30 protein-coding genes and 1 pseudogene are annotated in these 26,420 nt (G+C 57.5%); 20 read left to right on the forward strand and 11 right to left on the reverse strand.

The genetic code is table 11. The features are described from left to right. Positions 1–59 precede the first annotated feature (59 nt). Complete coding sequence (locus tag DU506_RS08320; protein ID WP_220254328.1) at positions 60–233, forward strand: hypothetical protein; 174 nt, start codon at positions 60–62, stop codon at positions 231–233. A gap of 78 nt (positions 234–311) precedes the next feature. Here DU506_RS08320 and DU506_RS08325 read toward each other — a convergent pair whose 3' ends face one another. Both DU506_RS08325 and DU506_RS22685 read right to left on the reverse strand, forming a co-directional pair. Then, on the reverse strand, positions 312–632 hold the full coding sequence (locus DU506_RS08325) for an addiction module antidote protein (RefSeq protein ID WP_114486479.1): 321 nt from the start codon (positions 630–632) through the stop codon (positions 312–314). 93 nt (positions 633–725) lie between these two features. After that, positions 726–923 (reverse strand): type II toxin-antitoxin system RelE/ParE family toxin, encoded by a 198-nt coding sequence (locus DU506_RS22685; protein ID WP_235825484.1) that lies wholly within the window; start codon positions 921–923, stop codon positions 726–728. A gap of 177 nt (positions 924–1,100) precedes the next feature. On the opposite strand from DU506_RS22685, the gene DU506_RS21445 reads away from it, so the two are divergent. The 3 genes from DU506_RS21445 (at position 1,101) to DU506_RS08340 (ending at position 2,838) form a co-directional block, all read left to right on the forward strand. Next, positions 1,101–1,289 carry a hypothetical protein gene (locus tag DU506_RS21445; protein ID WP_147273743.1) on the forward strand — a complete coding sequence of 63 codons (189 nt, stop codon included), beginning with the start codon at positions 1,101–1,103 and terminating at the stop codon, positions 1,287–1,289. Between the two features lie 31 nt (positions 1,290–1,320). Next, a complete protein-coding gene (locus DU506_RS08335; protein WP_114486480.1) occupies positions 1,321–1,530 on the forward strand; it encodes a DUF6447 family protein in 210 nt (69 codons plus the stop codon). 111 nt (positions 1,531–1,641) lie between these two features. After that, a complete protein-coding gene (locus tag DU506_RS08340) occupies positions 1,642–2,838 on the forward strand; it encodes a Calx-beta domain-containing protein (protein ID WP_114486481.1) in 1,197 nt (398 codons plus the stop codon). A 41-nt stretch (positions 2,839–2,879) separates the two neighbouring features. On the opposite strand, the gene DU506_RS08345 is transcribed toward DU506_RS08340, so the two are convergent. Continuing rightward, complete coding sequence (locus DU506_RS08345) at positions 2,880–3,611, reverse strand: LexA family transcriptional regulator (protein ID WP_114486482.1); 732 nt, start codon at positions 3,609–3,611, stop codon at positions 2,880–2,882. A gap of 173 nt (positions 3,612–3,784) precedes the next feature. Here DU506_RS08345 and DU506_RS08350 point away from each other — a divergent pair, with 173 nt between their 5' ends. From DU506_RS08350 to DU506_RS08365, 4 genes and pseudogenes are all read left to right on the forward strand, one after another. Beyond that, the gene (locus tag DU506_RS08350) at positions 3,785–5,386 is read left to right on the forward strand and encodes a hypothetical protein (protein ID WP_114486483.1); all 1,602 of its coding nucleotides are present in this window, start codon (positions 3,785–3,787) and stop codon (positions 5,384–5,386) included. A 105-nt stretch (positions 5,387–5,491) separates the two neighbouring features. Beyond that, entirely contained in the window at positions 5,492–5,812 is a 321-nt protein-coding gene (locus DU506_RS08355) for an RpnC/YadD family protein (RefSeq protein WP_181870719.1), read from the forward strand. A gap of 262 nt (positions 5,813–6,074) precedes the next feature. Then, positions 6,075–6,533: pseudogene (locus DU506_RS08360) on the forward strand (RNA-guided endonuclease InsQ/TnpB family protein); the annotation flags it as partial. A gap of 111 nt (positions 6,534–6,644) precedes the next feature. Further along, entirely contained in the window at positions 6,645–6,881 is a 237-nt protein-coding gene (locus DU506_RS08365; RefSeq protein ID WP_114486484.1) for an MBL fold metallo-hydrolase RNA specificity domain-containing protein, read from the forward strand. 125 nt (positions 6,882–7,006) lie between these two features. Here the strand turns inward: DU506_RS08365 and DU506_RS08370 are convergent, their stop codons facing one another. The 3 genes from DU506_RS08370 to DU506_RS08380 form a co-directional block, all read right to left on the reverse strand. After that, a complete protein-coding gene (locus tag DU506_RS08370; RefSeq protein ID WP_114486485.1) occupies positions 7,007–8,188 on the reverse strand; it encodes a DcaP family trimeric outer membrane transporter in 1,182 nt (393 codons plus the stop codon). Positions 8,189–8,409: 221 nt separating this feature from the next. Then, positions 8,410–9,018, reverse strand: coding sequence for a FlgO family outer membrane protein (locus DU506_RS08375; RefSeq protein ID WP_268877313.1), 609 nt, complete (start codon positions 9,016–9,018; stop codon positions 8,410–8,412). 5 nt (positions 9,019–9,023) lie between these two features. After that, positions 9,024–9,761, reverse strand: a complete 738-nt coding sequence (locus tag DU506_RS08380) for a hypothetical protein (protein ID WP_328587963.1) — start codon at positions 9,759–9,761, stop codon at positions 9,024–9,026. A gap of 251 nt (positions 9,762–10,012) precedes the next feature. On the opposite strand from DU506_RS08380, the gene DU506_RS08385 reads away from it, so the two are divergent. The 11 genes from DU506_RS08385 (at position 10,013) to DU506_RS08435 (ending at position 19,584) form a co-directional block, all read left to right on the forward strand. Further along, positions 10,013–11,026, forward strand: coding sequence for an OmpA family protein (locus DU506_RS08385; protein ID WP_114486487.1), 1,014 nt, complete (start codon positions 10,013–10,015; stop codon positions 11,024–11,026). Between the two features lie 292 nt (positions 11,027–11,318). Beyond that, positions 11,319–12,233 (forward strand): HAD-IIB family hydrolase, encoded by a 915-nt coding sequence (locus DU506_RS08390; protein ID WP_114486488.1) that lies wholly within the window; start codon positions 11,319–11,321, stop codon positions 12,231–12,233. Next, entirely contained in the window at positions 12,230–13,450 is a 1,221-nt protein-coding gene (locus DU506_RS08395) for a glycosyltransferase family protein (RefSeq protein ID WP_114486489.1), read from the forward strand. Before DU506_RS08390 ends, DU506_RS08395 begins: the two co-directional genes overlap by 4 nt. A gap of 130 nt (positions 13,451–13,580) precedes the next feature. Continuing rightward, positions 13,581–14,447, forward strand: coding sequence for an MBL fold metallo-hydrolase (locus tag DU506_RS08400; RefSeq protein WP_114486490.1), 867 nt, complete (start codon positions 13,581–13,583; stop codon positions 14,445–14,447). Between the two features lie 80 nt (positions 14,448–14,527). Further along, positions 14,528–14,719 carry a YgaP family membrane protein gene (locus DU506_RS08405; RefSeq protein WP_114486491.1) on the forward strand — a complete coding sequence of 64 codons (192 nt, stop codon included), beginning with the start codon at positions 14,528–14,530 and terminating at the stop codon, positions 14,717–14,719. Positions 14,720–14,748: 29 nt separating this feature from the next. Next, a complete protein-coding gene (locus tag DU506_RS08410) occupies positions 14,749–15,210 on the forward strand; it encodes a YeeE/YedE family protein (RefSeq protein WP_114486492.1) in 462 nt (153 codons plus the stop codon). After that, the gene (locus DU506_RS08415; RefSeq protein ID WP_114486493.1) at positions 15,207–15,617 is read left to right on the forward strand and encodes a DUF6691 family protein; all 411 of its coding nucleotides are present in this window, start codon (positions 15,207–15,209) and stop codon (positions 15,615–15,617) included. Before DU506_RS08410 ends, DU506_RS08415 begins: the two co-directional genes overlap by 4 nt. Positions 15,618–15,823: 206 nt before the next feature. After that, a complete protein-coding gene (locus tag DU506_RS08420; RefSeq protein ID WP_114486494.1) occupies positions 15,824–16,525 on the forward strand; it encodes a response regulator in 702 nt (233 codons plus the stop codon). Continuing rightward, entirely contained in the window at positions 16,522–17,844 is a 1,323-nt protein-coding gene (locus tag DU506_RS08425) for an ATP-binding protein (RefSeq protein WP_114486495.1), read from the forward strand. The genes DU506_RS08420 and DU506_RS08425 overlap by 4 nt, the downstream gene beginning before the upstream one ends. A gap of 30 nt (positions 17,845–17,874) precedes the next feature. Then, positions 17,875–18,525 (forward strand): c-type cytochrome, encoded by a 651-nt coding sequence (locus DU506_RS08430; RefSeq protein ID WP_114486496.1) that lies wholly within the window; start codon positions 17,875–17,877, stop codon positions 18,523–18,525. A gap of 12 nt (positions 18,526–18,537) precedes the next feature. After that, the gene (locus tag DU506_RS08435) at positions 18,538–19,584 is read left to right on the forward strand and encodes a c-type cytochrome (protein WP_114486497.1); all 1,047 of its coding nucleotides are present in this window, start codon (positions 18,538–18,540) and stop codon (positions 19,582–19,584) included. Between the two features lie 90 nt (positions 19,585–19,674). On the opposite strand, the gene dsbG is transcribed toward DU506_RS08435, so the two are convergent. The 5 genes from dsbG to DU506_RS08460 all read right to left on the reverse strand — a co-directional run bounded on the left by dsbG (position 19,675) and on the right by DU506_RS08460 (position 25,816). Further along, the gene (dsbG, locus tag DU506_RS08440) at positions 19,675–20,487 is read right to left on the reverse strand and encodes a thiol:disulfide interchange protein DsbG (protein ID WP_415843558.1); all 813 of its coding nucleotides are present in this window, start codon (positions 20,485–20,487) and stop codon (positions 19,675–19,677) included. Between the two features lie 157 nt (positions 20,488–20,644). Continuing rightward, positions 20,645–22,822, reverse strand: coding sequence for a catalase/peroxidase HPI (gene katG / locus DU506_RS08445; protein WP_114486498.1), 2,178 nt, complete (start codon positions 22,820–22,822; stop codon positions 20,645–20,647). Between the two features lie 397 nt (positions 22,823–23,219). Then, positions 23,220–23,651, reverse strand: coding sequence for a helix-turn-helix domain-containing protein (locus tag DU506_RS08450; RefSeq protein WP_114486499.1), 432 nt, complete (start codon positions 23,649–23,651; stop codon positions 23,220–23,222). Between the two features lie 2 nt (positions 23,652–23,653). Next, complete coding sequence (locus tag DU506_RS08455) at positions 23,654–23,944, reverse strand: type II toxin-antitoxin system HigB family toxin (RefSeq protein ID WP_114486500.1); 291 nt, start codon at positions 23,942–23,944, stop codon at positions 23,654–23,656. Between the two features lie 117 nt (positions 23,945–24,061). Continuing rightward, positions 24,062–25,816, reverse strand: coding sequence for a sugar phosphorylase (locus DU506_RS08460; RefSeq protein WP_114486501.1), 1,755 nt, complete (start codon positions 25,814–25,816; stop codon positions 24,062–24,064). Positions 25,817–25,944: 128 nt separating this feature from the next. On the opposite strand from DU506_RS08460, the gene nrdR reads away from it, so the two are divergent. Further along, positions 25,945–26,406, forward strand: coding sequence for a transcriptional regulator NrdR (gene nrdR / locus DU506_RS08465; protein ID WP_114486502.1), 462 nt, complete (start codon positions 25,945–25,947; stop codon positions 26,404–26,406). Positions 26,407–26,420: the final 14 nt, after the last annotated feature.

Consider the following 26,420-nt stretch of genomic DNA (forward strand, 5'->3'; position numbering starts at 1 on the left):
TGTATATGGAAAGCTTCATGATTCTTCTATATAGAATTGTCTACAAAGTATGAAGCTCCATGGATAAAGGCATTCACTCACCGACAGGGTTAGAGTGTTTAGATAGCGACCGGGACATCAATGCGGCGCTTAACATCAAGCATCAAGGTATTTTGAAATTGAAGGCGGAAGGACTGTCCGTCGCTGCCCATCGAGGCTTGCGTAAATCCGGCATATCGCCGGTTGCTGCCTAAGAAGTGGGAAGCCTCGCCCGTGGCGCGTCAGCGCTTAGGGCGGGGAGCAGTCACGAGAGGATATCAGGCGCCAGCGGCTTAGCTTTGGGCCTGTTGGTCGGGCCGTGAGAGCGGCTCAACGGAAAGCCGCAGTCCCAGAGCGTTGGCCACCTTGCTGATGGTGGAAAACGCCGGGTTGCCTTCGCCGGACAGCGCCTTGTACAGCCCCTCACGGCTCATGCCCACCTCCTTGGCGAGCTGGCTCATGTTGCGAGCACGCGCGATGTCGCCCAGCGCCGCCGCAAGCAGTGCCGGGTCGTTTTCTTCCATCACGGCATCCAGGTAGGCCGCAATGTCGTCTTCGGTCTGCAGGTAGTCCGCAGCGTCGTAGTGGCTGAAGGTGACGGCTTGTTCAGTCATGGCATGACTCCTTCCATTGCGGGGCAATGGTTTTGGCTTGATCGATGTCGCGGGCCTGGCTGACTTGATCGCCACCGCAGAGCAGCACCACGATCACGGCCCTCGGGTGATGTAGTAGACGCGGTAGCCGGGGCCATGGGGAATGCGCAGCTCGGAGACGCCTTCCCCGACGGGCTTCACGTCGCCCGGGTTACCCAGGCTCAGGCGTCGGATCTGCGCCGTGCTCCTGGCGCGGGCGCGCGTATCCCGCAGGCCACGCAGCCAACCATCGAAGACATCGGTTTTAATCAATACAATAGTCTGATAACTCTAGTTAACAGTTAAGAATGTGTCAACCCTGGTTAACAATCAGCGAGACAGTGACTGTGCCCGAAGGCGCGGCCCGTGTGGCGGCGGTGAGGAAGCGTGTCGGAGACCTCTGACGCTCAGCCCACACCCGTCTGCGTGGCCGTGAGGGGGCTGCAATAGATGTCTGGTACAGGGTCATCGCGGCCGGGGGGCATCTACTGGCTGAGCAGGGAGCGCCTGTTCGGGCGGTGCTGGCGGTGCCGGTTATTGATCGCTCAGGTGCAAGGCACCCGGGAAGTGCCTGAAAACCTGGACAGCGTGCCTGATGGTATGGATGATGACGATCTCAGTTTTGATCTTGATAGCTGATTAATTCTTTTGTACCAAGTAGCTAATACCCATGGCAGACGCACAGACACAAACCGTGACCATCGACGGCACCGAGTACAACGTGGCTGAGCTTTCCGAGAACGCCCAGAATCAGGTGGTCAACCTGCGTGTTACAGATCAGGAAATTACCAGGCTCAGTCAACAACTGGCGATCTATCAAACGGCGCGCACCGCCTATGCGAGGGCGCTGTCCGAAGAACTGCCTAAGCAAGAGCATTGAGCATGAAATGTCTATCGTTTGTTGCTGTCACGATGCTTCTACTTGGTGGCTGTGTGCCATTCGTGCCGATTATCTGAACGTTACTCAACCACCACCGCGAGATAATTGTGCATGGTAACTGTCACTCGTGACCCTGACCGCTTTAGGGTACTGCCCGGCGAGGGGTATGACGGCGTCGTTCAAGTATCGGCGGGCGGCGTCTACGGTTCGGGTGTGCTGCTGAACGGCGGCCGGGCCGTACTGACATCCGCCCACGTGCTAGACGGCTCCGATGTCGTCACGGTGCGTATGGATACGCCAGCCGGGCGTATCAGCGTGTCGGCCACGCAGTATACTCGCCACCCACTTTATGATGCCGCCAACGGCAATAGCGATCTTGCGCTGGTGTGGTTGGCTGAATCAGCGCCGGTGAGCGCTGAGCGAAGCATGCTCTATCGGCATGACGATGAAGTGGGCAGCGATATCTCCCTGATCGGCTACGGCCTTACCGGCGAGGGCCTTACCGGGCATGTGGACGGTGGCAATGTCGATCCCGCTAAACGCCTTGTTGAAAATCGTTTTGACACCACCGGGGAGGCATTAAAAGAGGCGTTGGGGCGTGGGATCACTTGGGACCCGTTACTTGGATCCCAGCTGATCATCGATTTCGACAACGGCAGCGATACAAACGATGCGTTAGGCGTGCTGATGGGCCTGAACGATACCGGGCGCGGCAGTGCAGAGGGGTTGATTGCGCCAGGTGACAGCGGCGGCCCGGCGTTCATTGATGACAAGGTGGCAGGTGTCGCCACCTATACGGCGTCACTCAGCCGTAACGGGCAATCCCCGGATGTGAACGACACCCAGGACAGTAGCTTCGGCGAGATTGCGGGCTTTCAGCGGGTGAGCTACTACCAGCAGTGGATCGACCAAAGCCTACGCGCGGCCGACCCGAATGCGCCGACTCGCTCAGAAGACGTCGAAACGACGATACGTGAAGGAGACGAAGGCATCCAGCTGGTGTACTTCCTGCTCGAATTTCACGGCGAGCGAGACCACCCGGATCAGTGGTTGAGTGTGGATTACGCCACGCGAGACGGTACCGCCACGGCTGGGGAAGATTACTTGGCCGTGGCGGATACGCTGATTCTGTATCCCGGTGAAGCGCAAGCGGCGATTGTCGTGGAAGTGATCGGCGATGATACCCCCGAGCCCGACGAAACCTTCTACCTGGATGTGTTCAACCCGCAAGGCGGAAGCTTCGGCGGGGGCGTCGCTCAGTTGACCGCGGTGCGTACCATTACGGATGACGACGGCTGGATAGCGTAAGCCACCCAGCCGCTTAGGCGGGGTAATTGACGGCTTTCTGTTCAGGGAAGCCAGTCGTAGTACTCGACGACCTTCCCGATAACGTGATCACACGATGCCATGGTAACGATCTCGTAGCCGGGCCGGTCATTTAGCGGAACCAGACGACGTACCCCTCCTTCGATTTCGAGCCGCCGGAATATCGGGCTTGAATACCCTTTGGCTGTCGCCACGACAAAAGCGCCATGCCCTGCGTCAAGCGATGGATCGACTGTGATCCGTGTCCCCTCCGGAAAGGAAGGTCGGCCGCTGCCATGCATCGCGTCGCCTTGCACGACGAGCGTGAAGGATTGAGGCCCAGCTCGTCGGATGGTCTCGAACGGCACTTTTATCGCACCTTTTCGTATCTCCTCCAGCATGTAATCCAGCCTGCCGGCTTGCTCCCAGGTGAGAACGGGTAAAGCAGCGTCCAAGCTGTTTGAAGCAGGGTATGAGGCGACCGAATAACGGGTTTTGCCATCTGCGACTCCAAACCGCGTGGGAAGGGCTTCATGGCCGCGCAACTGAGCTTCCGAAACTCCGAAGAACTCAGCTAGTCGCTGAACCGTAAGGCTTTTCGGGTCTTTGCTGATGCCGGTAAGGATGCGATGGATCGTCGGCTGCGGCACGCCCCTTTCTTCCCCGAGAACCTCATAGGTTGCTCGCGACAAGGCGTTTTCGCTGATGCCGTGTCCTTCATCGTAGCGATCCATTAGACGGCGCAAGGTCTTTGCTATGGAGGGCGAATATTTCATTTGAGTATTGTCCAGCAATGCCGGACACAGCGGTAATACGCATAGGTATTGATATTTATGCGACGGCGTATTATTTTTAAGAAAGTTAGCTGTGGTGCCGGCGGTAAATTCGCTGCGGCTTCCTTCGAATTCAAGGGCGAGCTGTCGCCCGGTAACCTGGTAAGGAGCAACTCATGGGTCTCCATATCCACCTTACAGTCCAACTGCACACCCTCGACGCTGACGCCTGGGAGGCAGCTTACGAGGAGAGTCTGTTGCTGCTGCGACGGTTTCCCGCGCCACTGCTCCGGTTCGAAGTATGTGAAGTGGGTGGGTATCACCGGTATCGACTCACCGACGAGATTCTTTGCGATCCCGGCACGGAGCAGGAGCGCTGGGAGATATCCGGCGACCGGATAAGCGGCCGCCGTGCGGAGAGCTTTCGTCTACACCGTTACCTTCATCGGCAAATTAGCCGGAACCCGAACGCGAGTGAGACCGATGTGGATGTCCTGTGGGTCGACGAGCAGGATGCTGCCTACCCGATAGGGGCGGGCGTTGATATTTTCGGCAACAAGACGCAGGGATATCCTTACCACCTGGCGCTGCTGGCGGTAGGCATCCTGCTCGAGAACCGCTTTCCGAAGCACTGCTTCGTACATGGCCAGCTAGAAAGGGAGCCCACCGAGCAGACGCTTTCGTGGATGAACGCGGTGCTTGGTACCGATTTTCAGTTACCTGTCTGCCTGGACGGACACGCGCTTTATGCGCGCTTAGCCGGTTTTTATCAGAATCAGGAGTGCCTGATTGAGCGCTTTCAGTCTCTGTTTTTGGGAGATCAGCAGGAAGCTCTGCGCACGCTAATCGCCTGCGCCGAGCCGGATGCGCTGCAGCGCCATATCGTCGCGGAGCTGGGGCACTATCACTCGTTGTCTCAGAGAGGGGTAGGCCGGCTCCTGTCAGCGTATCTGGAGGTTACCCAGGATATTGACGGACTCATTGACCTGGTGATGGCAACGCCCTCTTTCCGGACAGAGCTGGTGGCGTCCCTGGAGGCGTTGCTCAAGACGCTCTGCAGGCGGTTTGTCACCATTGCTCCTGCCGAGCGTGGACCTTTGTCCGCCCTGGATCGCCCCGCGGGACAGCTGACAACTATCGATGATGCCTTCGACGGTGTCTTCCGTACGCTGATGGGGGCGCCGTCAGAGGTTCGGTTTTATCTGCCCGGAGTAGAACTGCTGGAGCGGTTTGCAGCGCGCGAGCCCGAGCTGCGTGAACGGTTTCGGGAAATCATACAGGCGGAGGAGGCGGCTTGTCGTAAGGCGCTCGCCGAGATCGCCGCTGTGATGTCTGAAGTTGTAGAGAGCGATGAACCGTCAGGGCGGGAAGAGCACGCAGCCCCTTATGTTGATGAGCTTTTGTCAGGAGAGCGCTACCTCATACATCAGATAGAGCAACAGCAGGAAGAAGTGGACCCTACGGAGTCCGAAGTTATGGCGGAGGTCTTGGGCGTTGCGGTGGGCCAGATGTTGGTCACTCATCCGCAAACATTCAGTGCCACCGAACCTGAGTACTATAAAAAATTGATTGATTGGGCTGGCCAGACCAATGGAATCGTCCTGTGGCGTGAAGCCTGGGAGGAGATCGACCATCTGAGTGACATCAGTGTACTTAGGGTGCTGGCCGTGTTGATGCTGATCACGGAGCGGGAGGCTTCATTTTGCCAGTTCCGGACTCACACATTGGAGGACAAGCGGCTGTGGCCATACCTAATGAAGAGAGCGACCGAGAGTTAGTGCCCTGTCGGAAGTTCCAGCTGCAGTTGCTGCACGAGAAGGCAGGATTCAATTTATGCCAGATGTAGAGGTTTGACCCTAAAAACTGATGAGGCGAGGTTAAGCATGAAAAAAATTACCCATGAGCCTGTTCTGCGCGCGATGGAGCGTTTAAAGGAACTCAGTGCCGACGAAGAAACACGCCGGTTGGCTGAGGTAAGAGAGAAGGTGTTACGAGAAAACGAAGCTGAGTACAGAGAGGCCCTGCACGAGGGGCGCCTTGAAGGCGCGCGAGAGAGTCTTCGTTTGCAACTCACAGCCAAGTTTGAACAAGAGGTGCCAGACCAGATAAAGTCACGTATTGGCAGAGCGGACCATCCACAACTGAATGTTTGGCTCAAAAATATCCTGTTTGCTGACAGCCTGGACGATATTTTCAAGCAGTAACTTCGCCTCAATATCCCCGCCTCACGCACAAAGAGGGCAGTCCTAGTGGCTCACCGCTTTGAGGCGGCCCGGTGCATCGCGCGGTGAAGTGCGCGACAGGCGCTTGATCAAGCAATTCCAGCAGCGCGTGCAGCGCCAATTGGTACCGTTGGATTACGGTCACTGGCACACCCTGGTGGATGACGACGGCTTGTTGCTGCAAGCCAAGCTCAAGCGTGCCGGGCATATTCTGAGTTCAGGCTACTTGGAAGTGTCACTGCAGAGCCGTAAGCAAAAAGGCTCGAACAATCGGGCGAAAGCCAAGCAGAAAGTGGCCAGGCGCCACGCGAAAATCGCTGATGCCCGGCTTGACCACCTTCATAAACTCACCCGGCAGATCGTCAACGAGAACCAAGTGATCTGTGCTGAAAGCCTCGCGGTGAAAAATATGGTCAAGAACCGGTCTCTGGCGAAAGCCATCAGCGATGTGGGCTGGGGGGAGCTGGTGCGCCAGCTTGAGTACAAGGCCGCATGGGCGGGGCGTCAGTTCGTCCAGATCGACCGCTGGTACCCCAGCTCGAAACGCTGTCATGGCTGTGGGTTTGTACTGGAAACTCTGTCGCTCGATGTTCGCACCTGGGACTGCCCGGACTGCGGCACCCAAGGCATCAACCGCGACGTCAATGCCGCCCGCAACATCCTACAAGCCGGCACCGCGCTGTTAGTCGGTGCTGAGAGTTGAAGCAATACCGAGGGGCACTCGGGAAGTTACGCCTGTGGAGTTTGTGTAAGACCGGTAATACCAAGGTATTGAGGCGACGGACAACGAAGCAGGAACCAGGAAGGTGACGACTTGGGAGTCCCCTTCCACAATTGCGCTAGCGCTGAAGGTGGGGGAGGATGTCAATCCGCCCATGCCGATCAGCGTGATTTGCTTAATTTCATCAAGCGAATGCGCCAATGGCCGAAAGAGGTGCGGCTGGTACATGGCGATGATGATGCCCGCCAAGCCATGAAAGCTGAAATGGAAAACATGGCAGCCAGGCGTGGACATGAAATAGAGGTGATACTGGCAGGTTCCAGCGCTTGAAAAAGCCCTTGAGACAGCGCTGTGCACAAAAAAGCTCCGATGGTTAACCATCGGAGCAACGAAACGATCGTAAGACTAGTTAAGCGAGCTTATGCGTTGTGATTATCACGCATGTTCAAACAGGATCAGAAACTGTACATTGCCATGCCTTGCAGACGAACGGCATCGCCATCATCGCCATTGGCCTGTTCGCGAGTGTGGTAGCCGGCTTCAATCCCGTAGCTGATGCGGTCAACAGGCGACCAGATGTAGTTTAGAAAGAGACTGTCGAATCTGTCATTACCTGCATCGATATCGGCAGTAGCAATACCGTAAGCCAGATTGATATTGCCAGAACCTGCGGCCATGCTCATGCCCAAGGTGCCGCCTGTGGCCTCAATAGTTTCCAGGTCACCGTTGTCATCTACTTGAGCGGGAGCTGTGGGGTTACCATAAAGATAACCGCCGATTCCATCACCGTGGGTTAGAGAGGCACGAAGTGTCATTGCGGGCGATAACTTGGCGCTGGCCTCCAGGTTGACGCCCCAGCCCATAGCGGAGTCGTCATCCCAGCCTTGCGGCGCCGCTGGCTTTCCTTCGGCATCGTAACTCAGTTCTCTCAGTACACCGGAAGCAGCGAAGTTGAAGTCGCCACCACTGTGCTGATAGCGCATGGTCAGATCAGGAAGAGAATTTTTAGCTGCATCGACATCTGTTTCTCCAATCGGAATTGACATTCCATTCACAGTTACCAGATTGGGAAAGCTATAGCCCGCATTGGGAGTTTGTCCTGCAGTGCCCGGTTCTTCCAAGGCAACTGAGAAGCCACCCGTGGTGTAACGTAACTGGGCTTGACGACCGATGTTGCCCTGGCCCGGCTGACCGGTGAAATCAATAGTCGGGGTCATGCCCAGGAAGCCACCGAAGTTGGTCCAGGTCTGACCAGCCAGGATGCCGTTCCACTCACCGAACGCATGGCGAAGACGCAGCGTGTCATTGCCTGACCCGTAAAAATCGCCTTCGATAGTGGTGTTAAGCGTGCTACCTGCCAAAGGGGTAGACGTCTTAAAGCCGATACGGCTTTGTTTAGCATGGAAGTTAGTGTGGCCATCGGGACCGTCTGCACCATCGAGACGAATGTTTTTAGGTGTAACAGCATTGCCCAAGTCAGCATCGACATCATAAATCATGTCTAGCTTGGCATAGCCATAGACACTGGCGGTGGTGTCACCCACTTCAAAGTCAACGGCGGAAGCAGTGCCGGCAAAGGAAGCGGCGGCAACGGCGGCGGCCAGCAGAACTGTACGCTTAGCGTAGATTGTTTTCATGGTTACCCTTATCAAGCTAATTATAATTTGTAGTTATACCAGCTCATTGATTTATTGTTGCTTCTAAACCAAAGCAGTTGAGCTTTGTCATGCATGCAACACGACAGTCATTAAACTATCACACTGAATTGCAGATTCCTCTCTAGACAAAAGTCAAAAACGTTTATTAGGTTTTGTTGATGCATGTTGTGTGAAATTTATGGTGATACGGCCATCTCGGATTACCAACCCCCGGCACTCAGCATGCTGCGGGTGTTGTTATTCAATGGCAGCTTGAAGTCGGCGCTGCCCAGCACCATGGCATCGCCGGCGCGTACTACGCGGGTGCTGACATAGACGTAATCCTGCCCCTGGGCGTAGGTACCCATCAAGATGGAACGTGCATCATGTTGGGCGCTCAAGCGTTGTACCTGGCGTGAAAGCATCAATTCCCCGACTTCCTCTTCGATGAACATGCTGTCGCGCAGCTTGACCTCGCGAACCTGCATGCCGTGGCGAGCCAGGGAGGAGGCCATCAATTCCGAGCTGATACGCCCCAGGGTGGAGGACTGGCTGAGGTTGTCGATGCTGACGAAGGTGGCGGCAATCATCGGGCTGTAGCGGGTCATGTCTGGGTTGTCGGTCACCATGCGTTCGGCGGCTGCATGAGCCAGCGTGGGCAGGTCGGTTTCTTCCTGTGGTGCCTGGTCGGTCGAGTTTGCCCCGGGCAACAGGCTGCAACCGCTCAGCGCCAACAGAGCGATGCCGCCCGCCATTATCCGCGAACCACGCCGAGACGGCAGAAAAGTCAGACATAAGGAACGGAAAAAACAAAAGGTTGTCGTGAACATGAACGTTACCAGGAATCCGTGACGGAAATAGTGGGAGAGGCCGGTTCGCGAGCTACGCGGTGCGGGGCATAGTGGCGACGGTCTCCGCCGTTGATGTAATAGATGTTGGAAGAGGAATACAGAATTCGCGCGTCATTGACCACCTGGGTGGTGACGATCACCTCTTCGGGGCCGGTGTGGGTCCAGCTGCCGCTGACCGTATCCGCCACCATGGCAGCGGGAATCAACGCCAGGGCGGGTTCGCTCCATTGGTTGAAAGGGATGGTCGCGACGGCCACACCCGCGGTCAGGGCGGTGTAAGTGCCGAATGGCGGACGAATATAATCCCGGTCGCGATGCTCGACCACTTCGACCTCAACCTGTATTTCGGCCCCGCTGGGTTGATATTGCGTGGTGAGGTTGGCACCGCGAGACACCAGTTCACTGGTCAGCAAGGAGCGAAAGCCGCGATCGAATTCGCCGCCGCTGTAGGCCCCGGCGTGAAGCCCGTCAGGCTGGGGTACATGCAGGTCGAGAAAACGCACGCGTTCGTTGCGAAGAATACCCGCCGCTTCATGGCGGGCGAGTACTTCCCAATGATGCGCGGCTTGCATGCGCTGCTGTTCGGTATAGGGATAGGTGACGCCTATCGGCACCTGGGAGGTGTTGGCGTAAAAACAGCCGCTGAGCATCAGACCGGCCAGGCCCACGATAAGGGGACGCAGCCAAGCGCTTAGGCGAACGGAAATAAGTGAAGTGGGCACCAGAGAGTCCTTCTCGCATCAAAAACGGCATGATCGGCAGCTAGTCTGCCACGCTATGCAAACATCGGCCATGCTGCGCTGAACTTGAGCCGTTCTGCTTCAGGTGGTCAAGGTTGCTGCCAAGCCAGTAAGATAGCGCGGCAAGAAAACCTGAGTGGAGCGCTTGAACGGCACTGTGCGGATTTTCTGCGAATTCTTTATAAGGGGTTATGTTGTGCTTAGAAGTGACACCGTGTTGAGCGACGCATCGCATGCTTGAAGATCATCGCGGGGCATCGCGCCATGACTCCTTGATGTCGGCGTATTCGGACGATGACAGCGGCAATGTCTGGATGGTGAGTTATATCGACATCATGACGCTTCTGGTGGCATTGTTCGTGATCATCGTTACCGCCGGAGGCGCTACGCAACTGCCGCTTTTTTCTCGTGAGACGCCTGAGCAACAGGCGTATAGCTACCAGTCTGAACCGGCATTGGGGGTGCCGCTGCCTGGGCCCTTGGCTGAGCTGCGCCGAAGACGCTTGGCTGAAAACCCTGTAATGCTGGATAGCGGTGCCTTGAGCCCGGTGGCCATCGTGGCGGCGCTGGGTGTGGTGGGCTTGCCTGCTCGACCGGCAATCAGCGTTCCGCCTTTGCTGGCCCTGCCGAAAGATGAAGCGCCTGACGAGGAAGCACTGCCAGTTGTGGTGTCGTTGCCGCGTTTGCTGGTACCGTCGGGGCTTAGCCTCCAGTCGCCGCTCGCCGAGTTCATGGTGGTGTTGACGGACCATCCACCGCTCAATGTCCAGGAAATCGATGACGAGGCGGTATCCGGCGCCATGGCGCTGGAACAGGCGTTATCTCAGCGGGTGGAAGCGTCGCCTTACCTGCCGGATCTGGATGGCGTGGAAGTGTCGCGGGTGGCGGAAGGCATCAAGCTGCGGGTACAGGACCAACTGTTGTTTCCCTCCGCCCAGGGCCAGTTGACGACGGATGGCCAGGCGTTAGTGGAAAGCCTGGTGGAAACCATTCAGCGTTACCAAGGCGAGGTGGCGGTGGAAGGCCACTCCGATAGCCAGTCGATCAGCACCGAGGATTTTCCTTCCAACTGGGCGCTTTCCAGTGCCAGGGCCATTGCTATCGTGCACGCGCTGGAAGATGCTGGCGTAGCCCGCGAGCGCCTGCGTGCCGTTGGGCTTGCCGACACTCGTCCCATTGCCGACAATGAAACGTTAGAAGGTCGAGCTCGTAATCGGCGGGTTGAAGTGGTGCTTAGTGTCGAATAAGTATTCAGATAAAAAAAACCCGCCGAGGGGGGCGGGCATAAAGGCTTGGCTTATGTAGACCATTGGTAAGCGGGGGTGTACGTGCTATCCAATGAGGTACAACTTCAGTATAGATATTTTGAGTGGTTTGCCAAGTGGAAGGAGCGGTCTTTTTGTAAATAAAAGTTGCAAAGGTGCTTCTTCTTGCAGCGCAGTCATCACGCAGAGCAGTTGCCAGGCAACCGTTTACCACTAATTCGATTCACAGGAAGCCGGCAACGACAGGCCGGTTTCAAGCCTCGAAGGTGTCGCCATGAATGCAGGCCTATCCCGTCTTTCCGCACCGGCTACCTCAAGCGAGGCACTCGCTCTTCAGCCGCGGCTGGTGTTGACCGATCTTGACGGTTCGTTGCTGGATCATCACAGCTATGAAGCATCGCCTGCCAAGCCTTGGTTGACCCGGCTCAAACAGCTGGGAATACCGGTTATCCCCGTCACCAGCAAGACCCGCGCTGAAGTGTCCCCGCTGCGTGAAGCCCTGGGGCTGACCGATACCCCCTTTATTGCTGAAAATGGTGCCGTGATCGGCTTGCCGCAAGCCTGGTGCCATGCGCGGCTGGACCGCCCCGGCAATGGCACGGACGGGCTGGTGATCAAGCATATCAGCGTGGATGTCGGCCTCATTCGAGCACGTCTCAATGTCTGGCGGGAGCGTCTGGGCGTAACATTTACCTGCATGAACGAGCTGTCTCTGGAAGAGCTCAAGTCGCTTACCGGCCTGGATAACGATGGGGTGCGTCTGGCCCGGCTGCGTGAAGGCAGCGAACCCTTGATCTGGCAGGATAGCGATACGGCCCTGGAGAGCTTTCGAGCGGCACTGAAAGGCGATGGGTTACGCCTGCTGCGGGGAGGGCGGTTCTGGCATGTGATAGGCCTTTCGGCCGATAAGGGCAATGCCGTGGAGTGGCTTATCCAACGTTTTACCTCGTTACGCGGTCGGCAGCCGCTTTCCATGGGGTTGGGCGACGGCCCCAATGATATCTCCATGCTGGAAATGGTCGATCAGGCGGTGGTGATACGCGGCTGTCATGACTTGCCCGTGGAGCCACGAACTGCCGCGCTTTATCGCACCCAGGCCAGAGGCCCCGCGGGCTGGGCCGAAGGCGTGAGCTATTGGTGGGGCGGTGATGATGGGGGCCTGGCTGACGCCAGGGCGGTGTCGGCATGAGCGACTTTCATCAAAACGGCCTGATCACCGATTTTCACAACCTGACACGCCGTCCGGTGGAGAGCCTGGAGGAAGAGCTCGTCCAGTTTTCTCGGCGTCGTCCCATGGGCTTGATACTGCCTTCACTGTTTTCCGAACTGCAAGGCCCGGCATTGTCGGGGATCGTCGATGAGCTTTCCAAGGTGCCGTATCTCGGTGAAATCGTGATCGGGCTGGATTGTGCCGACCGCGAGCAGTTTCTCCATGCCCGCGATTTTTTCTCGCGCTTGCCCCAGCATACCCGCATCTTGTGGAACGATGGCCCGCGCCTGCGTGAGCTTGACCAGGAGCTGGAAAGCCATGGGTTGGGCGCGCTTGAGCCGGGCAAGGGACGCAACGTCTGGTACTGCGCCGGCTATGTATTGGCATCGGGGCGTTCGTCGGTGGTGGGGCTGCATGACTGCGATATTCTGACCTACGAGCGAGGCATGCTGGCCCGATTGATGTATCCGGTGGCCCATCCCCGCTTCAATTACAGTTTCTGTAAAGGTTATTACCCGCGCATCGCCGAAGGCAAACTCAATGGGCGTGTCACACGCTTGCTGGTGACGCCCTTGTTACGTGCCTTGAAGATCATGTACGGCCCCTTGCCTTACCTTGAATACCTCGACAGTTTCCGTTATCCGCTTTCCGGCGAGTTCGCCATGCGCAGCGATGTCCTGGAAGGCATTCGTATCCCCGCCGACTGGGGGTTGGAGATCGGTGTGCTGTCGGAGCTGCACCGGGGGTATTCCAACCGCCAGCTATGCCAGGTGGATATCGCCGATGCCTACGACCACAAGCATCAGCCGGTGAGCAAGGACGACCCGGGTGGCGGCCTCAACCGCATGAGCCTGGATATCGCCAAGGCGCTGTATCGCAAGCTGGCAACAAAAGGGGTGAGTTTCAGTACGGAAGATTTTCGTACCCTGAAAGCCACCTATTACCGCCTGGCGCTGGATTTGATCGAAGCCTACGATCACGACGCCACCATGAACGGCCTGAGCCTGGACCGGCATAGCGAAGAGCAGGCCGTCGAGCTGTTCGCGGGTAATCTTTTGGAAGCCGGCACGCTGTTTCTGGATAACCCGCGTGAGCGACCCTTTATTCCCAGCTGGAGCCGGGTGCAGGCAGCGGTGCCGGATATTCTGACGCGCATGTATGCCGCGGTGGAGGAGGACAATAAAGGCGCCGTATGATTTTCGTCGCCTTGCGACAACTTGTCTCAGGTAACCTGGCCTTAACCCGGCTATCCTCTGTGTAAGTAAATTGAGTTATTTGTTTAGAGGATTTGGTTATGAAGAAGTACCGGTACCTAGGGAGGCTTGCATGACATCCGCTATCGTCACGCCCTTTTTTGATGAGCCGACCAATACCTTCAGTTATGTGGTGAAGGATCCTGACAGTCGTGCCTGTGCCATTCTCGATTCCGTGCTCGACTTCGATTATGCCGCCGGGCATACCGATGTGCGCTCCGCCGACGCGATCATTGCCTTTATCGAGCGGGAGGGGCTAAGCGTCGAGTGGCTGCTGGAAACCCATGTTCACGCCGATCACCTCTCGGCGGCGCCTTACTTGCAGGAAAAGCTCGGCGGCAAGACGGCTATCGGCGCACGTATCGTCGATGTTCAGGCGATCTTCGGCAAGGCGTTCAACGCCGGTACCGAGTTCGCCCGGGACGGTAGCCAGTTCGATGCACTGTTCGAAGAAGGCGATACCTTCACTATCGGCAGTCTCCAGGGCCGCGTCTTGCATACGCCCGGCCATACCCCCGCTTGCTTGACCTACGTGATTGGTGATGCCGCCTTTGTCGGCGATACCTTGTTCATGCCCGACTATGGCACCGCCCGCTGCGACTTTCCGGGTGGCGATGCGCGCACCCTGTTTCGCTCGATTCACAAGGTACTGGCGCTGCCGCCTGAAACCCGCCTGTTTCTGTGCCATGACTACAAGGCGCCGGGGCGTGATGAGTATCAGCATGAAACCTCGGTGGCCGAGCAGCGCGCCCATAATGTCCATGTTCACGAAAACGTGAGCGAAGACGAATTCGTTGAAATGCGCACCCAACGGGATGCCACCCTGGGAATGCCCAGGCTGATCATTCCCTCGGTGCAGGTCAATATGCGCGCCGGTCGAATGCCACCGCCTGAAGATAACGGCCAGGTGTACCTCAAGGTGCCCATCAACCTGTTTTAACCCGGGTGTCATTGGCGGGATGCCGGCCTCGGTGTCGACGCTTTTCAGGCCCAAGAATCAAAAAGAAAAGGAGCAATAAGATGAAAACGAATGTAGGCAAGGTAGATAAAATCGCCCGTATCGTGATCGGCCTGGTGTTGATCGTGCTGGCGCTGGCCGGCGTCATTGGTGTCTGGGGCTGGATTGGGATAATCCCGCTTGCGACGGGCCTGTTTGGTGTATGCCCCGCGTACAGCTTGCTGGGTATCAATACCTGCAAGAACGGAAAGTGATCGGTATTTAAGCTGAAGGGAGGATAGGCGTGGATTGGACAGCAAGCCTTCAGGGGCTGATAGGTGGCATCTTGATTGGTCTTTCGGCCACTTGGTTGATGGCCACGTTAGGGCGAATTGCCGGCATCAGCGGAATTGTCGGTAATCTTGTGACCCAGCGTCCCAAAGGTGACAGCGCCTGGCGTGTGACCTTCGTGCTGGGCTTGATCAGCGGCCCGCTATTGCTGATGGCATTGGGTGGCGACCTGGGTAATGTCGTGGGTCGGCCGGGTGCTGTCGTGGGTGAGCCCGCCGGTGGCGTGGCGATGATGCTGCTGGCGGGCGTGTTGGTGGGCGTGGGTACTGGTCTTGGCAGCGGCTGCACCAGTGGCCACGGTGTCTGCGGGCTGGCGCGGTTGTCGCAACGCTCAATCGCCGCCACCGGGGTCTTTCTGGGATGTGCCATTTTTACGGTGTACATCGTACGGCACGTCGTGGGAGGTGGGGTATGAGAACGTTAATGGGCTATATCGCCGGCCTGTTGTTTGGCTTGGGGCTGGCGATTTCCGGCATGACCGATCCGGCACGGGTGCTGGGGTTTCTGGATATCGCCGGTCGCTGGGACCCGACCCTGATGTTTGTACTCGGCGGGGCGGTGGTTACCACCTTCATTGGCTATCGCCTGGTGTTCAAGCGCCTGAAACCCCTGTGGGGGGATGCCTTTCAGCTGCCCACACGCCAGGATCTGGATGCCAAGCTATTGGGAGGTGCCGCCTTGTTCGGCATCGGTTGGGGCCTTTCGGGCTACTGCCCAGGGCCGGCAATCGCCTCTATCGGGGGCTTGACCCTGCCGCTTTTCGCCATGTTGATCGCCATGGTGCTCGGCTGGTTCGCGGCTCGGCGACTCAGCGCTTCCTAAAAGCCTCGCCAGTCTTCACATTGCCTGAACCTAACACCCCTGCCGGCTTGCCGGTGGGGGTGTTTTGCCTGCTGGCTGGGAACCAGCCCAAGACATATGGGAAGCTACGACTAATTGCCTTGGCTTGATTAGCTTTGTCTCGGGTGCGGTTAACGCTCGCTTAATGGTGTCTTGGCATGCTTCACGCCTATAAGAAGGAAATCTCCATGCACGTACTGCTGATCGAAGATGATGCCCTGGTGGCTTCCGGTATCCGTACCGGACTCATGACATTCGATTTCGTTGTGGATCATGTCTCCACCATGGCTGACGCACGTCAAGCCATGCAAACCGTGGCCAGCGATGTGGTGATTCTCGACCGGGGCCTGCCGGATGGCGACGGGATGAGCTTGCTGGAAGAGTGGCGCACGGCGGGCGTTGCCACACCCATACTGATTCTGACCGCACGCGACGCCGTTCGCGACCGGGTGGATGGCTTGCAAGGTGGCGCCGATGACTACCTGGTGAAGCCCTTTGATCTCGATGAGCTGGTGGCTCGCTTGCGCGCCTTGCTGCGGCGTGCCGCCGGGCGTTCGAGTGCCATGATTCAGCACGGCAGCTTGACCCTCGACCCGAGAGCCCGGGAAATCAGCGTTGACGGTTACCAGGTGCCGCTTTCCCGGCGTGAATTGGTGCTGCTGGAAACCTTCCTGCAGGCACCCCGCAGCGTGCTTTCGGCGAATCAGCTGAAAGATAGCTTGTACGGCATGAGCGACGACGTGGAAAGCAATGCACTCAATGTGCATATCCATCATTTGCGCCGCAAATTGGGCGCGGGCGTGATCGAGACCGTGCGCGGTCTGGGGTATCGGCTGGGCAAGCCGGAAGCCATTTGCTTGCCGGGCAGCGTTCCCAAGGGGCAGTTATGAGCCTGCGGTTGCGGCTATTGCTGACCCTGGGTTTGACCTTGGCGTTGCTATGGGGCGTGGCGGCTGCCTGGTTGATGCGCGACCTGGAAGCCAAATTGATGGAAACGCTGGATCAGCGCCTGGCCCAGTCGGCGCGCATGGTCGCCGGGTTGATGCTGCAACTGCCCGCCGAGGTCTGGGATACCGTTGACCAGCAGACATTGTCGATTCCGCCGATTGAAGGGCTGGCCTGCCAGGTGCACTCCCCGAGTGGCGAAGTGATGGCACGCACCCATGCCGATATGGATGATATCTTGGCTCGGGGAGAGCAGGGGCATACCTACCGCAAGGAAGGCGACATGACCTGGCGCGTTTTCACCTATGAGCGCGAGGGGCTGACCATCATCACGGCGGACCGCATGGATGAACGCGCGCTACTGCTCAGGGATGTGATCAAGGTCGCGGTGGTGCCCTTCATCGTGGCGCTGGTCGGCAGTTTGGTAGCGCTGTGGTTAGGCATTTGGCGCGGGTTGGCGCCACTGACCAGGCTGCGCGCCTCGCTCGAGCGCCGCGACCCGGACGCCCTGGCGCCGGTGTCAACCTACGGCATTCCCCATGAGATTCGTCCTCTGATCGAGACCCTCAATGGCTTGCTGGTAAGAGTGCAGCAGACCCTGGTACGTGAGCAGCGCTTCACCAACGATGCCGCCCATGAATTACGCACCCCGCTGACGGCGGTGAAAACTCATTTGCAGGTGGCAAAACGGGTAAATGGCGATGCCGCTCGGGAGTCGCTTGAACATGCCGAACAGGGCGTTGCTCGCCTGGCCTGCACGCTGGATCAACTGCTGACGCTGGCCCGGGTGGAAGGGCGCCTGGGCTTTGATGACGGTGAGCCAAGCAGGGTGGCGGATATCGTCGAATTGGCCATCGCCGATACCAATACGCCGGATGCCAGGCGTTTTACGCTGCCTGATATCTGGCCTGAGGCGACATTGGCGATGCCGCGTGAATTGGCGATCACCGCCTTGCGTAACTTGCTGGATAACGCCTTGCGCCATGGCCCGGACGATACGCCGGTAAAGCTGAGCGCCGAATTAAGCCATGCCGGACGCTGCATGACGTTTTGCGTCAGTGATCAAGGACAAGGCATTGCGGCACAGGCGCTGGCGCAACTGCCCCGACGTTTCTGGCGGGCCGGAAGCCAGCAGGGCAGCGGCTTGGGGCTGGCGATCGTTGCCGCCATCGCCGAGCGTTTCGATGGGGGCATCGCGTTTTTCAGCCCGCCCGGTGGCGGCCTGCAAGTACAATTGACGGTGCCGATTATCGATCTCGACTAGGATCAATATAATCACAAGAGGGAGAAAGTAATGAACAAGACAGTGATAAAAGGGCTCGGGCTGTTGTTGGGGACCGGCTTGAATGCCGGGGCTGCCATGGCCCTGGAGGGTGATGCTCAGCGTGGTCAGGAAGCGAGTGCCACCTGCGTGGCCTGTCATCAAGCGGATGGTAGCGGTATGAACGTGCCTGGCGGTGAATCCTGGCCGCGCCTGGCGGGGCTGGATAGCGGCTATATCGTCAAGCAGCTTCATGATTTCCAGGAAGGTCGCCGTGAAAATGCCAGCATGACGCTGTTTGCCAATATGCTCGATGATCAGCAAATCGCGGATGTGGCGGCCTACTATTCCCAGATGCCGGTGACACCTGCCCAAGGGGGTGAAGAGGTAGATGACGCCTTGCTCGAGCGCGGCGAACAGTTGGCGAATCGGGGTGATTGGGATGCCTACATTGTGTCCTGCAAGAGTTGCCATGGGCCGGGCAGTGAAGGCGTGGGAAGCGATTTTCCGGGCATTGCCAGCCAGCATGCGGGGTATATCACCGCCCAACTGGAGGCTTGGAAGAACGATGAGCGCAGTAACGACCCCCAAAACTTGATGGGAGCGATTGCCAAACGTATGAGCGACGAGGATATTCAGGCTGTCTCCGCCTGGCTTTCCCGTCAATCCGTGACCGCCGAATAAGGGAGAATGACCATGAAACTATCGAAAATTACCTTGGCGGTACTGGGCGCCTCGTTGGCCGCCGGCCTTGGCGTGACGGCTTATGCGGCCAGCGGCCAAAGCGGTGGAGCTGAACAGCCTTATCAGGGGCTGACGGCGCTGGGATACCCGGCGCCACAGGAAGGCCAGCTGGTTCATGTGCCTCCCACCATGGCCGACCTGGAGGAGGCGGATATCCATCCTGAGCTCAAGAAGGTGATCCGGCGAGGCTACGAGCTGTTCACCGATACTCAGCAGCTGCGTGGTAAAAACGTCTTCAATGACATGAACTGTTCCAGCTGCCATTTGGGAGAAGGTCGCCAGCCGTTCAGTGCGCCCATTTGGCCAGCGGCGATTACGCTGCCGGGCTTTCGCGGCAAGAACCAGCATGTCAACAATCTTGAAGAACGCATTGCCGGCTGCTTTGCTTATTCGATGAATGGCACGCCGCCAGAGTATGGCAGCGACGATATGCTCGCGCTTTCCGCCTACCATCAGTGGCTGGCTACCGGCGCGCCCATGTACCCTGACCAGCCAATCTACGGGCGCGGCTTCCCGGCGCCCCCAGAACCCGAGCTGGAGCCGGACTACGCGCGCGGTGAGGAGGTCTACCAGGCGCAGTGCACCATCTGTCACCAGGACGATGGCGCCGGCCACTATGAAGACGGTGAATATGTCTTCCCGGCGTTGTGGGGCGATGGTTCCAACAACTGGGGCGCGGGCATCGTGCGCACCCACACCGCCGCCGGGTTCATCAAGAACAACATGCCGCTGGGCCAGCCCAATTCACTTTCCGACCAGCAGGCATGGGATGTCGCCTACTACATGGTGAGCCAGGAACGCCCTCAGGATCCGCGTTACACCGGGGATGTGGATGAAACGCTGGAACTGTTCGGTCCGACGTTCCATCGCAACTCGCGCTATGGCGAAGTGCGTGAACATGATGACCATCGCCTTGCCGATCATGCCAACACCGGGGAAAAGGATTTTCTCAAGCCCTGGAATGTCGGGATGCCGCGTTTTGAAGAGCTGAGCGAGTGAGGATTTAATAACGAGCAACCAGCATCGGCAAAGCGCCCGCCTGAAGCCTCTCAGGTGGGCGCTTGCGGTTGAACTTGGTTCGTGGTGGCTCTACTCGGACTGGGGTGACGCCCCGCCCATCATTTCGACCAATCGCTCTTCACTGGGCACTCCCTGTACCCGGTCGATACGCAAGGTGCCGTTTTCGTTGCGGCGTTGAAAAGCGCTGGTCGGCGTGGCGTAGAGGCCCAATTCTTCAAATAGCTGATTATTGGCATAGACCTGTTCTTCGATCACGCGCGGCTGGGCACTGGCCTGGATGGACTTGCCCATTTCGCTATGCTCATGCAGGGCGTGTGCCGGATCATCGGCACCTAACAGGGCGGCAGCCTTGCCGGGGCTGTCAGGTTGCAATATACCCACCATGATATGACGCAACTGTACCTTGCCGGCATCTACCCAGGGGCGAGTCTGCTCCCAGAACTGCTGGCAGTAGGGGCAGTTGGCGTCGGTAAAGGTATAGATCACGTGCGGGGCATCACGCTCGCCATCCTGAATCCAGTGGCTGTCTTCCAGTGCCTGCCATGTCTGGGCTTCCAATGGGGCGCGAACGTGTTCATCCAGCTGTGGCTCGGTCAGGTTGGCGCCTTCGCCATCCATAAGCGTACCCAGTACCGCATGCTCGCCATCCGGCGTCAGGTAGATCGCCATTTCACGCCCCTGGGTGCTGGCGCCAAAGCCGCGCATGCCGCCGGGCGCCTCGAACTGGCCGTGAATTTCCATGCCCTGGTCGGCTAATGCCTGTATCGGCGCGGGCAATGGTTCGGCGGCCTGGGCAAGGCTGCCCATGGCCAGTGAAACGCCGGCCAGGGCGGGCAGGGCGAATCGTTTGTGGAACGGTAAGGCGGTGGTCGGTAATGACATGAGATTCCTCGTCGGGGTAATGATTATGGCGGCATCTTCTCATGAGTTCATTAGCGGCGTATGAGTTCCATGGGGGATGAGGCCCCTTGCCACGAAAAAAATAACCGCGAACTATGTCGCGGTTAAGAGAGCTTAACGCTCTAAGCGATGCGCTTGATTACGCGTTTTGAAATTTTTCCAGATCAAAACGGTCAGCGTTCATCACCTTGGTCCAGGCGGCGATAAAGTCTTTAACGAACTTCTCTTCGTTGTCGTCCTGAGCGTATACCTCAGCGTAGGAGCGCAGGATCGAGTTGGAGCCAAATACCAAGTCGATGCGGCTAGCGGTCCACTTCACCTGATCCGTCTTGCGATCACGGACTTCATAGACGTTGTTACTCGCCACCTTCCAGGTATTACCCATATCGGTCAGATTAACGAAGAAGTCGTTGGTCAACTGACCTTCACGATCGGTGAAAACGCCGTGCTTGGTGCCACCGTGGTTGGTGCCGAGCATCCGCATGCCGCCGATCAATACCGTCATCTCAGGGGCTGTCAGGCCCATCAGCTGAGCGCGGTCGAGCAGCATCTCTTCCGGCTTAACGATGTAATCCTTCTTCTGCCAGTTGCGGAAACCATCCGCGAGCGGTTCCAGCGGCTCGAAGGAGTCGGCATCCGTCATCTCGTCGGTGGCATCACCACGACCCGGCGTAAACGGTACCAGGACGTCATGGCCGGCGGCTTTTGCCGCCTGCTCGATACCGACACTAGCGCCCAATACGATCACATCGGCCACACTTGCACCGTTGTCAGCGGCGATTTTTTCATAAACCTTCAGCACCTTGGCCAGGCGATCCGGCTCATTGCCTTCCCAGTCTTTCTGCGGGGCCAGGCGAATGCGTGCACCATTGGCGCCACCGCGCAGATCAGAACCGCGGAAAGTGCGTGCGCTATCCCAAGCGGTGATGACCATCTCGCTGACGTTCAAGCCGCTATTGGCAATTTGCTCTTTTACCACTTCTGCACAGTAATCGGTGCTGCCGGCGGATACCGGATCTTGCCAGGTCAGATCTTCTGAGGGTGCTTCCGGGCCTATGTAGCGCTCTTTCGGACCAAGATCGCGATGAATAAGCTTAAACCAGGCGCGAGCGAAACAGTCTTCAAAATACGCCGGGTCCGCCATGAACTTTTCGCAGATAGCCTTGTAGGTCGGGTCTATCTTCATGGCCATGTCGGCATCCGTCATGATGGGGTTGTGACGGATGGAAGGATCGGTGGTATCAACCGGTTTGTCTTCTTCCTTAATATCGACCGGTTCCCATTGCCAGGCGCCGGCGGGGCTCTTCTTTAACGCCCACTCGTAGCCAAACAATAGATCGAAATAGCCCATGTCAAAGACAGTCGGGTTGGTTGTCCAGGCGCCTTCAATCCCCGACGTGACGATATTGGTGGCTTTGCCATCCATGTTGGGGTTGTGCCAGCCAAATCCTTGCTCTTCTACGCCAGCGGCTTCAGGTTCTGGCCCGAGCGCTTCGGCGTCACCGTTGCCGTGGCACTTACCCACGGTATGGCCTCCGGCCGTCAAGGCAGCGGTCTCTTCGTCGTTCATCGCCATACGGACGAAGGTCTCGCGTACCTGATCAGCAGTCTTTTGCGGGTCGGGAACGCCATTTACGCCTTCCGGGTTGACGTAAATCAAACCCATCTGCACCGCAGCCAATGGATTTTCCATAGTGTCGGGATTCCCGACGTCGCCATAGCGTTCGTCAGATGGGGCCAGCCACTCTTTTTCCGCGCCCCAGTAGATGTCTTTTTCCGGGTGCCAGATGTCTTCGCGACCAAACGAGAAACCGAAGGTCTTCAAGCCCATGGATTCATAGGCTACGTTACCGGCCAGAATGATAAGGTCAGCCCAGCTGAGCTTGTTGCCGTACTTTTTCTTGATCGGCCACAATAAGCGGCGTGCTTTATCCAGGCTGACATTATCCGGCCAGCTGTTAATCGGCGCGAAGCGCTGGTTGCCGGTTGCAGCGCCACCACGGCCATCCGCAATACGGTAAGTACCGGCCGAGTGCCAAGACATGCGGATCATCAGGCCGCCGTAGTGACCCCAATCAGCCGGCCACCAATCTTGGCTATCGGTCATCAAGGCGTGGACATCCTTCTTAAGCGCATCGAAGTCGAGTTTTTTGACTTCTTGGCGATAGTCGAAGTCTTCACCCATCGGATTTGTTTTACGGTCGTGCTGGTGGAGAATGTCTAGGTTTAGAGCTTCCGGCCACCAGTCCCTGTTCGAGTTGCCCTCTGCCGTGTTACCGCCGTGCATCACTGGGCACTTACCTGTGTTCTCGCTCATATAAAGCTTCTCCCCTTGCTTAGAATTAAATAATGCTTCTAAAGAAATATCGCATATAAAATGGGTGCCGAGCCTGGCAGCAAAACTATTTCACGTTCCTCTTGATATTAAAAAATCATTGTCTTAATTGGAACGACTGAGTTCCTTGGCTTCGTCCGTCATTTATAGAGCATGAGGGCTGTAGTAACAATTTACTTTTTATCACCGTTTTAATAGGCAATAGCTATGAAGTTATGTCTATCACTTCTATGGCAGGCGCAAACATCGGCAAGGCAATGCGCAGCCTGAGTGTGCTGCCCAGGTGGCTGATGGCGATGGGGCCCAACGTACAAGTGCAGGCCCCTGCCGACTGGCGGGATAAAATATGGTGTGGCGAGAAGGCATCGACACGGCTCTCTCAGCCAAGTGTCCGTAGTTTTCCGCTTGGCTCCTTGAATGATTCGGTAGAGATTCCGAAGCGTTCCGAAAGCTCGCAGATCTGGCGCCAGTTCAGCTTGCGGTGCCCAGCGAGAATGGCTGAAACCACGGATTGGGCCCCGACTTCAGACAGGTCGCTCTGCGAGATATGATGTTCCTGCATTAAGTAGCGAAGCACCTCTGTGCCAGACACATCCGGCAGTGGGCGGTTTTCTTCATCGTAAGCCTCGATGATATCGCCTAGCCGGCCAGCCAAGCTGGCCAGAGGATGAGATTCATCGTCGCCGATAAGATCGAGGATTTCATCCAGCGCCTCGACCCGAGTGTCATACTCAGCTTCGCAGGACGGCATGCTGAGGAGAGGAGCAAGATAGCCCCAGTGCTCGGTCGCTTGTTCAACTAGTGCGTGCATAATCACTCCTTTTTCCACTTGTCCTTGTCATACTCTTTATGAGTGAGGACATAGCGGATATAGACTCTCTTGGCTTTATACTGGACGACAGCGATGAGCCGTAATTTGTTGCCGCCTATATCAAAAACATGGAAGTTGCCGACCTTGTCGGTGGCTGGGAACAAGCTTTTCATGGCGTCGAAGTCTTTTGGATCATTGGACTTCATCAGCCGATACCATGTATCTAACGCATTGGTGGCATTTGGATGTTTCTCTTTAGCTTCCCATATTCGTTTTTGGGTAATGACATGCATCTGGTGATGTCCCTTTATTCGACAGTCATTTTATAGCAAATTGCTATAAATAGCAAATTGCTATAGTGCAAGGTAGGTCGCATGAAAAGCAGCAGCTTTGTCAGGACGGTGCCTTAATCATGCTTCACTCACCAGCCAGCGGATGGCGTAGGGCGGCAAAGGCGTGTCGGCGGACCAGTCTGGAGCATTAGGGTCGATCGAGCGCCACTGACTTTGGTTGAGCCGCATGGTCAATGTCTCGCCGCCCAGGTTCAGATCGAACGGCTGGTCGGTGACGTTATACAGTGCCAGCAGGCGGCGGCCATCGGGCAGGGGGCCGCGCTCGACGGCCAATAGTTCATCGGGCGCGGGCAGTACCCGCTGCGGGGCGCTTGGATGAAAGCAGGGCTCATCGCGACGCTGCTCAAGCAAGCGATTGAGTGCGGTAAATACCTCATGGTTAGGCGTCGTGGCGCTGTCCAGCAGCGGTTCCAGTTCCTTCAACTGCCAGCGACGGCGGTTGATCGAACGTAGCCTGCCGCTGCGCTCCACGCCTTCCAGGTCGTTGGGGGTGGCGGTCAGGCTGTGCAGATAGAGGGCGGGAATTCCCTGCAAGCTGAGCATGATTGCCTGGCTACACAGAAAGCGTGTCACCTGCCAAGGGTCGGCGCCTCGATGGGTGCCTTGCATGGCCTCAAACCAGGTAATGTTGATTTCATAGGGAATATCGCCGCCTTCGGGGTGGCTGCGCATGCTGATAAATCCGCCGAAACGGCGCATCAATTCCAGCAGGGCATCGCGTTCGTGGTCGGGCAACAGGCCTTCCAGTGGCCGCACCCCGATACCGTCATGGCTGGCGGTGAAATTGAGGTAGGTGCAGGCGGGTGGCAGGGGCGGCAAGCTTTTCAGCCATTCACGCAGCGTGCCGGCCTCGCCGCGGGTCAGTGTGTGCAACAGCAAGGGCGGCAAGGTGAACTGATAGATCATGTGAGCTTCATCCGGCTCGCTGCTGTCAGTGCGCTCAAGGCCAAAATAGCTGATGTTTTCCGTGTGCGGCACGTTGGTTTCGGTCACCAGTAAGGTGCCGGGGGCAACGTGATCCACCAGGGCACGCAATAGGCGGACCACCGTATGAGTTTCCGGTAGGTGGACGCAGGCGGTACCCGGGCGTTTCCAGAGAAAGGCGATGGCATCCAGGCGAATGATGCGCGCGCCCTGCGCCAGGTAGAACAGCAGAATGTCGACGAATTCCAGCAGCACGTCCGGATTGGCGAAGTTGAGATCGATCTGGTCGTCGGAGAAGGTGGCCCAAAGATGCCGGGTGCCGCGCCGAGTGACAACAGGCACCAGCAGCGGCGTGCTGCGGGGTCGCACGACCTGAGATAAATCGGTCTCGGGGTCGAATTCCAGGAAGTAATCCCGCCCCGGCAAGCTATCGCTGAGATAATCCACGAACCACAGCGACTCCCGGGAGATGTGGTTGAGGATCAGGTCCACCATCACATCGTAATGCTCGGCCAGGGCGCGGATATGCGACCAGTCGCCGAGCGCTGGATTGACTTCCCGGTAATCGATCACCGAAAAGCCGTCGTCGCTGCTCCAGGGAAAGAACGGCAGAAGGTGAACGCCGCTGATACGCTGGCCCAGGCGTTGTCGGATGAACGCTTCCAGCACCTCGAGCGGTGGGCGCGACTCATCGATGATCGAGTCACCGTAACTGATTAGCCAGAGATCCTTTTCACTCCAGGCAGGGGCGGCTTGTTGAACGTTCTGGCTTTCTTGGGCGTTCTGGTACTTCTGAACAAGACGCCGCAAGCGTTGCAGCACTTCGTCGGCGCCTGGGCCGTAAAGATGGGTCAAGTGATGATGGGCGATGGTATCAAAGGCTGACATGAAAAGACTCCCGCACAAACAGATGCCACAGACACTGCAGCCTGTAGGTCAAGTCGTTACAATGAGAAAATAAATCGCTTACTCGTGCTCGCGTATCGGGCTCGGGTCTACAACAGGTTGTGACTCTCATGCATTGCCCTTTTTGTGGTGCCAACGACACTCGAGTGACGGATTCACGCCTGGTGGTGGATGGCGACCAGGTACGCCGACGCCGCCAATGTGCCAATTGTAGCGAGCGTTTTACCACTTATGAAACCGCCGAGCTGGTGATGCCTCGGGTGGTCAAGTCCGATGGTTCGCGCGAAACCTTCGATGAAGCCAAGCTGCGTGGAGGAATGCTGCGTGCCCTGGAAAAACGCCCGGTCAGCGCGGAAGATATCGAAGCGGCGGTGGAGCGTATTCGCCAGAGCCTGCGTGCCCGAGGTGAACGTGAAGTCCAGGCGCGGGATGTGGGCGAAACAGTGATGCAGACCCTCAAGCAACTGGACCAGGTGGCGTATATTCGCTTCGCTTCGGTATATCGAAAATTTCAGGACCTGGACGAATTTCGCGCGGAAATCGACCGAATTTCCCAGGAGCCGAAATCTTGATCGGCCCGGAAGCG

It is taken from the genome of Vreelandella rituensis, from assembly GCF_003336665.1.
Lineage (GTDB): Bacteria > Pseudomonadota > Gammaproteobacteria > Pseudomonadales > Halomonadaceae > Vreelandella > Vreelandella rituensis.